This window comes from Nocardia sp. NPDC058658, from assembly GCF_042716665.1.
Classification (GTDB): domain Bacteria; phylum Actinomycetota; class Actinomycetes; order Mycobacteriales; family Mycobacteriaceae; genus Nocardia.
The window spans coordinates 126474-137640 of the sequence record NZ_JBHXRR010000017.1; the positions used below are offsets into that span (position 1 = coordinate 126474).

Annotated in this window: 2 protein-coding genes and 1 tRNA gene; 2 read left to right on the forward strand and 1 reads right to left on the reverse strand. The window is 68.7% G+C overall.

Annotated features, from left to right (window positions below):
- Positions 1–9: 9 nt before the first annotated feature.
- On the reverse strand, positions 10–9330 hold the full coding sequence (locus tag ACFWUP_RS22250) for a fatty acid synthase subunit beta domain-containing protein (RefSeq protein WP_379237188.1): 9321 nt from the start codon (positions 9328–9330) through the stop codon (positions 10–12).
- A gap of 373 nt (positions 9331–9703) precedes the next feature.
- Here ACFWUP_RS22250 and ACFWUP_RS22255 point away from each other — a divergent pair.
- Positions 9704–9785: transfer RNA gene (locus ACFWUP_RS22255), tRNA-Leu, on the forward strand.
- A 296-nt stretch (positions 9786–10081) separates the two neighbouring features.
- Complete coding sequence (locus ACFWUP_RS22260; RefSeq protein WP_379237190.1) at positions 10082–10783, forward strand: hypothetical protein; 702 nt, start codon at positions 10082–10084, stop codon at positions 10781–10783.
- Positions 10784–11167 lie beyond the last annotated feature (384 nt).

Below are 11167 nucleotides of genomic sequence, written 5' to 3' on the forward strand. Positions count from 1 at the left end.
AGCGGCAGCCTACGACGCTTCGGTCGGCTGCGCGGCGATTTGCCCCGTGCCACAACCGAAGCCATCCGCGCGGTAGCGCCCGTCGCTGTCCAGGCGTGCCTGCGGCGAGAGCAGCATGTCGGCTTCCAGCTGACGAATCTGCTTGGCCGGCGTGCCTTCCGCGCCCAGTCGACGATCGGCGGGCTTCTCGTAGAGCGCCGACCCACCGCACATGGCCTCGGCGAACCGCTGCCTGCCCGCGAGCGCACGCTGCTGCGCCCGCTCCTGGTACTCGGCCCGCGCACCCGGTTCGATCGCGGCCAGGAACGCCTGCGGATGCACCACCGCGAGCAGACCGGACACGTGACCGAAGCCGAGCGAGGTCACCAGACCCGCCTTCAGCGCGAACTTCTCGCCGAAGCGCAGCGGCTCGCGCGCCCACACCAGGTGCGGGTAGGCGGCCATCTTCTCGTCGACGCAGTCCAGGCTCCGGTTCGGCGGCACGACACCGTTTTCCAGCACCTGGCACAGCCCGATGAGCTGGAACGCTGCCGCGCCGCCCTTCGCATGGCCGGTGAGGCTCTTCTGTGAGACCACGAACAGCGGTGCGCCCTCGGTGCGACCCAGCGCGCCCGCGAGCCGCTCGTGCAGCTCCGACTCGTTGGGATCGTTGGCGGCAGTGGAGGTGTCGTGCTTGGAGATCACCGCGATGTCGTCGGGGGTCACGCCGAGCTTGCGCAGTTCGGCCGCCAGTCGCGAGCCGCTGCCGCCACGCCCCGCACCCAGCGCGCCGAGACCCGGTGCGGGGATGGAGGTGTGGACGCCGTCGGCGAAGGACTGGGCGAAGGCGACGACGCCGAGCACCGGCAGCCCCATCTCCACGGCCACGTCACCGCGGGCCAGCAGTACGGTGCCGCCACCTTGGGATTCGACGAACCCGCCGCGACGGCGATCGTTGGCGCGGGAGAAGTAGCGGTCGCTGATGCCCTTGGCGCGCATGCTCGCCGAGTCGGCGGTGGCCGACATGTCACCGAAGCCGACGATGCCCTCGATACCCAGGTCGTCGAAGCCGCCGGCGACCACGACTTCAGCCTTGCCGAGCCGGATCTTGTCGACGCCTTCCTCGACCGAGACCGCAGCCGTGGCGCACGCCGCGACCGGGTGCACCATCGCGCCGTAACTGCCGACGTAGGACTGCACCACGTGCGCGAGAGCGACGTTGGGCAGTGCCTCCTGGAGGATGTCGTTCGGACGCGGTTCGCCGAGCAGGTTGTCGACGTAGAGCGAGCGCATCGAGGACATGCCACCCATGCCGGTGCCCTGGGTATTGGCCACCAGGCTCGGGTGCACCCAGCTCATCAGCTCGTCGGGGCTGAAACCGGCGCCGACGAACGCGTCCACGGTGCAGACGATGTTCCACAGCGCGACGCGGTCGATCGAGGCGGCCATATCGGCCGAGACGCCCCAGATGGTGGGGTCCCAGCCGGTCGGGATCTGACCGCCGACCACGCGGGACAGTTTCGCCTTGCGCGGCACGCGAATCTCGGTGCCCGCCTGACGGGTAACGGTCCAGTCGCCCGAACCCTCGACGGGGCTGATCACCGTGTGCTCGGGATCGGCGGTGGCGAAGGCCCGCGCCTCGGCCTCGCTGGCGACGGTGAACGACAGGTCCTGATCGAGGAACACCGAGGTCAGCAGCGGGGCGGCGTTGTCGAGCATGGCGCCGTCGTCTTCGTAGCGGCGTACACCGCAGCGTTCGACGACGGTGTCGTGGTAGCGCTCGGCCACTTCGGCTTCCGGCACGAAGTCACCGGATTCGGTGTCGTACCAGCCCGGCTTGGGTTCGTTCTCCCAGCGGATCAGACCGGTGGTCCAGGCCAGTTCGAGCACGCCCGCAGCCGAGAGCTTGTCTTCGACCTCCATCTCGAAGCGGGTGCGCGAGGAACCGTACGGGCCCAGCTCACCGGCGCCGACGATGACGACCATCTCGCTCAGGTCCGCGGTGACCGGGGCCCAATCCGGCACGGGCAGTGCCGAACTCAGGGTCGGCGGTGCGGGAAGCGCGGAAATGGTCGCCCTGTCCGCGACTTCTTCCGTCTTCTCCGCGACGGCCTCCTGCGCCTGCTTGGCGAGTGCGGGGAGGTCGAGCTTGGCGCGCGCCAGACCGCCGGTGAGGTCGATCTGCTGCGGGCCGGTGAGTGTCACCTGACGGGCCCGCGAGGTGCACCACTTGAGCAGTTCGTCGGCCATCTCGGCGGTCGACCAGGTCTGCACGCCCGCCTTCTCGACGGCCTCGACCATGGGGTCGTTGTGGCCCATCAGCCCGGTGCCGCGCACCCAACCGATCAGCGCGTGCACGAGGGTCACCCGTGCGGCCCAGGACTTCTCGGCCTTCCACTTCAAGACCACCGCGTCGAGTGCGGCCTTGGATTCGCCGTAGGCGCCGTCGCCGCCGAAGAGGCCGCGGTTGGGCGAACCCGGCAGCACCACATGCAGTTTCGCGTCCACATCGTGGTCTGCACCGAGGGCCGACAGGCCGCCGATCAGCCGTTCCACCGACCACAGCAGCACGCGCATTTCCATTTCCGCGCGGGCGCCCGCGTCGGCGAGGTCACCGGCGACGCGCGGTGCCGCGAACGGCAGCAGCATCGTCGGGGTCATGGCGTCCTTGACCTTGATCTTGGCGCCGCCCGCATTGTCGACCTGCTCGGTGCCGACCCAGTCGATCAGCGCGTCGAGGTCCTGGTAGGAGGCCATATTGGCCGGGACCACCCACAGCGCCGCGCCGTGGCGGGCGTTGTCGCGGTACAGCGATCGGTAGAACCTCAGGCGCTCGTCGTTGAGACCCGAGGTGGTGACCACCACGGTCGCGCCGCCGGAGAGGAGCTTGCCGGTGACCGCTGCCGCGATGGAACCCTTACTGGCGCCGGTGATCACGGCGAGATCGTCGGACCACAGGCCCGGCTCGGTGGTGTCGAGCGCGACCTTCGCGATCTGCGCGTACACCCCGGCCAGCACCGAACGGGCCTCGTGCATGGCCCGCTGCCGCCACCAGTTCGCCTGGGCGGCAACAGCTTCCCCGGCGCCGGTGAAGCCGTCGATCGGCTGCGCGGCGGTGGTGGCGTCGTCACCGAGCCACATCTTCGCGAGGTCCTCGCGGGCGGTGGCCCAGCGGTCGTCGATGAGGACGGCCTTGCGGGCGTCGAACGCGGGAGCGACCAAACGCGGCCAGTCCGAACCCAATTCGGCCGAGACGAGGTCGGCGAGGGTGTCGGGAGTCGCCTCGGGTGCGCTGATCTTCTCGCTGAGGCCGAGCTGTTCGAGCACGACCCGGGCCGCGGTGGCGAGCACGCCGTCGCGTCCGGTGATCTGCTCGGTGAACTCACCCAGTGCGGCCGCGTCGACGGTGCCGCCTGCCGCGCCGCCCGCGGAGGGCAGCGAAACGGCGACACCGCGACGGGCCGCCACGGCCTGCACCGCGGCGTCGATGGCGGCGTCGACCGACGCCGCGTCGCTGAGTGCGCCACCGGCGAGACCGCCGAGGTCGCCGCCCCGCACGCTGGCACCTTCACGGGTGCCGAGCGAGACCTCGGCGGTGACGTGGCTGGCCCAGCCGTCGCCGAGTTCCCAGACCTTCTTGACCCGGTCGGCGATGGCGGCGGGCCGCTTGCCGGAGGGGCCGAAGACCTTGCGCAGGTGGTCGCCGATGGCGTCGGTGAGCACGGTGCCGAAGGGCTTGTAGGTGCGGGCCAGGCGTTCGACGGTGGCCGCGAGTGCGCCCATGTCGGCGTCGGCGGCGCCGTCGATGGCACCGAGGGACAGTTCCGCGCCGAGGTCGACGAGGAGCTGGTTGCGCCGTGAGGAGACACCGTCGCAGAGGCCTTCGATGGTGTCGACGGGGCCGATCTGGTCCAGGCGCAGCTTGGTCCACAGCGCGATGAGCACGCGGGTGGCGTCGGCGGCGCTGAAGGAGATGTCGTCGGGGCGCGGGCCACCGGTGGCGACCGGGGCGGCAGCGGCGACGGGGGCCGCAGCCTGGGTTGTTGCCTCGACCGGCGTCTCGTCGATGTCCTCGACCGGGGCCGGATCGATGTCTGTCGAGTAGACGACCGCGGCGTCCCGTTCGACGTTGACGACCTCGACGGTCGCCCCACCGAACGCGGGCAGCTTCAACGTCTGCGTGGCCAGGTTCGCTACGGTCGGGGTGGCACCGAGACCGACCTCGACGAATCGTTCGACGCCGAGACCACCGTGCGCGGCGTCGGTGAACAGCAGGTCCTGGGTTTCGATCCAGCGCACCGGGCTGGCGAACTGCCAGGCGAGAAGCTCGATCAGCACCACACGGCACAGTTCGGCATCACGCTTGGCCCAGCTGTCGAAGTCGGCCAGCACGGCGGCCAGGGGCTCGGACGGCACGAGTTCGGCGATCTCGGTGAGGAATTCGCGATCCAGCGAGAACGGACGCGGCACGAGGTTCGGAATGTAGCGTCCGACAAGGACTTCCGGGTGCACCTCGGCGGGCAGCAACTGACCGAGCTTGTGCCGGAACTCCGGCACACCGTCGCGCAGCACCGAGGAGTGGAACGGCACGTCGATGCCGGGCACCAGGATGAAGGCCCGCTTGCCGCCGAATTCGGCACGGCGGCGATCGATTTCGGTTTCCAGGGCTTCGAGCCCGGCGACCGTGCCCGCGATGGCGTACTGGGAGCCGCGCAGGTTCAGGTTCACGACCTCGAGGAATTCGCCGGTTTCGGCGCCGATGCCGTTGACGAAGTCGATCACCTCGGCGTCGGGCAGCCCGATCTGCGACGGGCGAATAGCAGCCATCCGGTAGTCACTGCGTCCCTGCGCATCACGCGGCACGAGCTCGTGCATGGCCGAACCACGCTGGAACACCACCTCGAGCACGGCTTCCAGTGGCAGCACACCGGCAACGGCGGCGAGGGCGTTGTACTCACCGACCGAGTGCCCGGCCAGCATCGCACCTTCGACGAACGCACCCGCTTCCCGCAGCTCGGCGACCTGGGCGACACCGAGGGTCGCCATCGCGACCTGGGTGAACTGGGTCAGGTGCAGCACGCCGTCCGGGTGACGGTGTTCGACACCGCGCGCCTTGAGGTAGGTGGGGTTGTCGCGCACCACCGCCAGGATCGAGAAACCGAGGGCGTCGCGGGTGTGCGCGTCGGCACGCTCCCACACTCGCTTGGCCGCCTTCGAGCGGGTCAGCGCGTCCAGGCCCATCCCCTTGCGCTGGATGCCCTGACCCGGGAAGGCGTACACGGTCTTCGGGGCGGCGGTGCGCCCGGTCGCGGTCATGACCAGGTCACCGTCGACGCGGCAGGAGACCTCGACGATCTCCGCGCCCGCGTCCACCGCGATCCGTTCCACCCGCACGTCCACGGTCGCGCCGGGGCGCACCATGCCGAGGAACCTGGTGGTCCATGCCGTGAGAGTGCGTGCGGGAACGGAGCTTTCGGGATCCAGTGCTACCACCGCGTGCTGGGCTGCGGCCGAGAGCCACATGCCGTGCACGATCGGGCTGCCGAGGCCGGCCAGTTTGGCGGCGGCGTCGGAGGTGTGGATCGGGTTGTGATCGCCGGAGACTGCGGCGAAGGCGTGCATGGCGCGGGGGGCGGCCATCTGCACATCGCGGCGACGGCGGCGCGGGGTGTCGGTGGCGTTGTCCGACACCGCACCTGCTGCGCGCGGCGGGTCGGTGAGCTCGCCCGCACCGTTGCGGCCGCGGATGGCGAAACGTTCGACGAGGCGGGCGAGCGGGGTGGCGTCGAGTCCCTGATCGAGGATCAGGCCGATGTTCACCACGACCTCGACCACGCGACCCATATCGGTGTCGACCACCGCGCCACCCTCGGCGCGGACGACGAGAATGCTTGTCTCGGCAGGCAGTTCGCTCAGCAGCTCGATCTGATGATCGAGGTGGACCAGGTCCAGCATGCCCTCGATCACGGAGCCACCGACCGGCGTGCGGGCCGCGCCGAGCACCGCGAACACCGCGGGCCAGCACGCACCGACGAGCACGTCGGGAGCGGTGCGGCCGAGGGTGCTGAGGGTGTCGGGCAGACCCGAACCGGTGACACCGGCGTGGTCGGCGATGAGATCCGGCATCCAGGCCAGGTTGAGGTGCGCCACACCGGCTTTCACCTCGGGCAGCGCCTTGCCCGCGGCCACGCCGAGCAGAGCCGACATCGCGATCTCGGCATCGGCGTCGGTGATCACCGGCGCGCCACCGGAATACACGCTCGCGGGCACGGTGATCCGAATCCGCACGGAGTCACGGGCCAGCGGCACCGTCAGCTCCACGTAGCTGAATTCGCTTTCGGGACCGGTGGTTTCGGTCAGGATGGCGCCGGTGCCGTGATGCACCGCGCTCCCCTGCTCGACGGTCCACTCCGAGACATCACCGAGGCGGTGCACCGGGTTGACGGTGGTGCGGCCCGCCCACTGCACGTCGGGGGCGGCGAGCACTGTGTCGATCGGGCCTGCGACGACGCCTGCGGTGCGGCGCGCGTCGACCGGTTCGGGGACCACACCGGCCCTGACCAGGCTGTACGCGGTGTCCTGCTCGAAGCGGTCGAGCAGTTCGCCTACCGGCTCGTCCACGCGAGTAATCCCCGCGACGGCGACGGTGCCGGGAATGACGCACACCTGATCGGCCGAGTAGCGCGGATCATGGGCCTGCCACAGCGAATCCGACCGCCACCAGCGGCGCACGTCGGCGTCGACGACGGGGACGAAGTTCACCGGCTTGCCCGGGGTCTTGCACAGGGAGAAGAAGAACGGCACGTCGGCCGGATGCAGCACGGTGTCGGCGACCGACGGGTACTGCTTCTTCAGCGCGCACAGCGCCTGCACCGGGTGTTCGAAGGCCTCGTCGTCGGCGAACAGGGTGTCGATCTCGCCGCTGTCGGCCGGGTTGAGCCGGGATTCGGTGCGCCGCATCATCTCCGCGAAACGGTCACGCCAGCTGATGTCGAGCCAGTCCGAGCGGGTGGCGTCGCGGATCGCGTCACCGATATCGCTGCCGCAATCGAACGAGATCGGGACGTCGCTCGAAACAGCCAGGGACACATAGCGTTCCAGCCACTGCTGGTAGGTCATCGTGGCGACGTCACCGAAATAGGGCTTGGCGGTGGCGTCGAGCGCGGCGATGATCTCCGCGCGACGGCTCGCCACGGCCTCGGCGTCGCCTGCGACCTCGTCGAGCAGGCGGCCGGTGCGCGAGGCGGCGTTGTCGATCTCGTGGATGTCGGCGCCCAATTGGCTGCGCCCAGAAGCCATTCCGCCGCTGGCGGTGCCTGCACCGACCCAGTCAGGGGTGCCGGGGGTGTCGACGAGCAGCTGCTTGACCTCGGGGGCGGTGGTCGCCTCGAGGGTGGCCATCGCCGCGGTGCCGATCAGTACGCCGTCGAGGGGCATGATCGGGTAGCCGTAGCCGGTGGACCAGGTGCCGGTGAGGTAGTCGGTGGCGCGCTCGGGGGTGCCGATGCCGCCACCGACGCAGATCACCACGTTGGCGTGGGCGCGCAGCTGGGCGTAGGTGGCCAGCAGCAGGTCGTCGAGGTCTTCCCACGAATGGTGACCGCCGGCCTTGCCGCCTTCGATGTGCATGATCACCGGGTAGTCCGGCACGGCATCGGCGATGCGCAGCACGGCCTTGATCTGGGCGACGGTGCCCGGCTTGAACGCGACGTGGCTGATGCCCGCCTCGGTCAGCTCACCGATCAGCGCGACGGCCTCGTCGAGTTCGGGGATACCCGCGGTGACGATCACGCCGTCGATCGGCGCACCCGCCGCCCGCGCCTTCTGCACCAGCCGCTTGCCGCCGAGCTGCAGCTTCCACAGGTAGGGGTCGAGGAACAGCGAGTTGAACTGCACCGCGCGACCCGGCTGCAGCAGTGCGCGCAGCTCGGTGACCCGGTCGGCGAAGATTTGCTCGGTCACCTGACCGCCACCGGCCAGCTCGGCCCAGTGCCCCGCATTGGCCGCGGCCGCAACGATTTTCGCGTCGACGGTGGTCGGGGTCATGCCTGCCAGGAGGATCGGCGAGCGGCCGGTGAGCTTGGTGAACGCGGTCTCGACGACGATACGGCCGTCGGGCAGACGCACCGGCTTGGGCGCGAACGCCGACCACGGCGTCGACAGCTCGGGCGCGGCGCCCGGGGTGAGCAGGCTGCGCTGGCCCGCGCGGGTGGCGGCGGCGATCACGCCGACACCGGTGCCCTTGAGCGAGCCGCCGGTCACCCGCGACAGCAGGTCGCCGGGGCCGAGATCGAGGATCCACTGCGCGCCCGCGTCGACCACGGCGTCCACGGTGGCGACCCAGTCGATCGGGTCGACCAGCACCTGCTGGGTCAGCGCGGCGGCGAGGTCGGCGTCGAGCTCACATTGGCGAGCCCAGCCCGCGACCAGTTCGACGGTCTCGGCCAGCGCCGGGTGATGGAAGGCCACGTCGACGGAGATGTCCTCGAACACGGGCGCGAACACGGCACCGCCACGAGCCTTGCTCTCCCGCTCCCGGGTCTGCTCGTCGTGCAGTTGCGCGCAACGCGTGCGCACCCGATCGATCTGCGCGGGCGCACCCGAGAGCACGACGCGCCTGCGGCCGTTGCGAATCGACACCACCGCCGCAATCGCCGGATCCACGCCTTCGGCGACCTCGGTGACAATCGCCCGCAGCTGCACGGGATCGACATTCGACACCGCGACCATCGGCGAGCGCTCGCCCACCGGCATCAACCCACGCCTGCGCGCGACGAGCCCGGCCGCCGCACCGACGAGCTGGGCGATGGCCAGCAGCTCCGCGTCGCGCGTGCCGCCCGCCTCGACCGCCGCCGCCGCGAACAGTCCCTGCGAATGTCCGATGATCGCGACCGGCGCGTGCTCGGCCGGGTCGAGACCCTGCAGCCCGAGCGCCCTGATCGCCGCGAGCTGAGCCAGCAGCACGCCGGGCATCGACACCGCCACCGAGCGCAGCACCGAGTCCGCGGGCGCCGACGACGGCTCCTCCGGCTCGTCGAGCTCGCTCTCGAGCACCCAGCCCATTGGATCGAAACCGCCGGGCCGCACCACCAGCAACTGGGTCGCCACCGGCTCGATCAGCACGGAGGCCTCGTTCACCAGCGAGGTCAGCTCGGGCTCCAGCGCGCTGTCACGCCCGATCTCCTCGAGCTCGCGCAGCCACTGCGCGCCCTGTCCGCCGAACGCCAACGCGTATCCCACGCCATTGCGCAGCTGCTCCAGCAGCGCCACGCGGGCACCCTTCGCCTGGCTGCGACCATTCGCCTTCGCGGTCGCTCCCCTGCCGATTTCGGTGCTCTCGTTGATCGTCAAGACGCTCGACTTCCTTCTCCTGGCGTGTCGCCCACCGACGGCACGCGCACGTATCCGGCAGCCCCTCGGGCCTGTTGAGAGCCACAATCGCACAAAATCATGAGGAAAGCCTCACGTTTCCGACCACATCGCCCCCTACTCCCCAGTATTTCTGCACGCCCGTACCAAAACCTTCTGAAACATGACTCCACCTCATGTTTGAACGCGCAGGTCCGGACCGTTACCCGAGTTCTCAAACATGAGCACCCCTCACATTGAGGTTTACCGAATCGTTATAATCCCAGGTAGTGTTACCCACGAGTACGCCACGCCGACCCAACGCTTCGCACAGCCCGATTCGCCCGGTAGAGTTTGGACGGTCGTACACATCCAAGCGCGAGTGGCGAAATTGGCAGACGCGCCAGATTTAGGTTCTGGTGTCCACGGACGTGGGGGTTCAAGTCCCCCCTCGCGCACATATTTGTGGCATACGTGCCACATATCCAGGGGCCTTGCGCGCGCGAGCGCACTCCCACAACCGAGGAGCATCCCGCGTACGCCGATGAACTGCTTAGCTGTGCAACTATTCGACGGTGGGCCTGAACTGCGCGAAACCGCTTCCACGGGTCGCAGCTCTGCCGCTTGACACTGAGCAACGGGCGCCTCGTGCTTCAATAACCGAGCCAGCTAGGCGTTGACTCAACGTCGAGCTGGATGCACACTGTGATCGCACGTTGCCACACCGGGCGGCCTAGGCGCAGAAGGTATTTGGATGTTGCACATCAAGTTGACCCCAGCCTTGCCTGCGGACGACCCGACAGATCCACTCGAACGCAACTTCTACGGCTGGGACGAGCACCGGTCGCTCGAAGAGAACTGGCGGTCCAACCGCGGCTACTACGCACTGGGAGCACGGGCCGATCGCGAACAGTATGTGCTCTTCTCGTACAACAAGACTGGGCGAATCGTGATGGCCGCTCAGATCGACGAGATCATCGATGCAGTAGGCCGACCGGGGCGTCGGACCATCGTAGGCAAACTGCTCGACAAGGACCACCCTGTCTGGCAGACCTACGTCGACGAACTCGCGCCCGCGAAATCGCGCAGCGCCCGTAATCCGATCACCTACGACGACGACACAACTCCAGGTTTCGGCAGACCCTGCCGTTGCGGGTGCGGCACGGAGGTGCACGGCGCCGTTTTCGTCTCCGGACACGACCAAATCGCACTTCATCAGCGCGTCGCGACGATCGGCACGATCCCCGAGTTTCTGGACTGGTTCGACGCTGTTGTCGGCGGGAACACGTCGTCCGACCCAATACAGACGACAGTGCTCCGCAACGATGGGCAACTCACTCTGACAGTACGAACAGATGGCGGCGTCGACCTCACCTTCGCCCCAAGCGCCACCACCCATGCGAAAAACGAAGGGGCAGTTGCAATTTCCGAGGGACCGACGCGCGCCGCACGCTAACCGATGTGCGCGCCGATGTGGCGGTTACGCGGTACTGCCGACCGTGACGTCGACTGCGACCAGACCACCGATAACAGCGAAAACCCCTACCCAGCGGGGTAGGGGTTTTCGGGGTCTAGTAACGACAGATCCTGTCTGCCGCTGTACAAGAACCAGCGTAGCACCAATCAGCCGAATCGGAGCCGCACTGCCATGCCACACCGGATCATGCCTCATCTGAGTTCTGCCCGGCTGACGCTCTACCGCGCTGAATGCCAGGGCACAAGCGACCATCGCGTCGGGGCACTATACGCGGTCAAGTCCCCAGTAGTGGTGTAACGCAAATCCTTCGGTTCAATGGGTCAGGCGCTGAGTTCGAGGGCGGGTTCGTTCACCTCGTTTCCG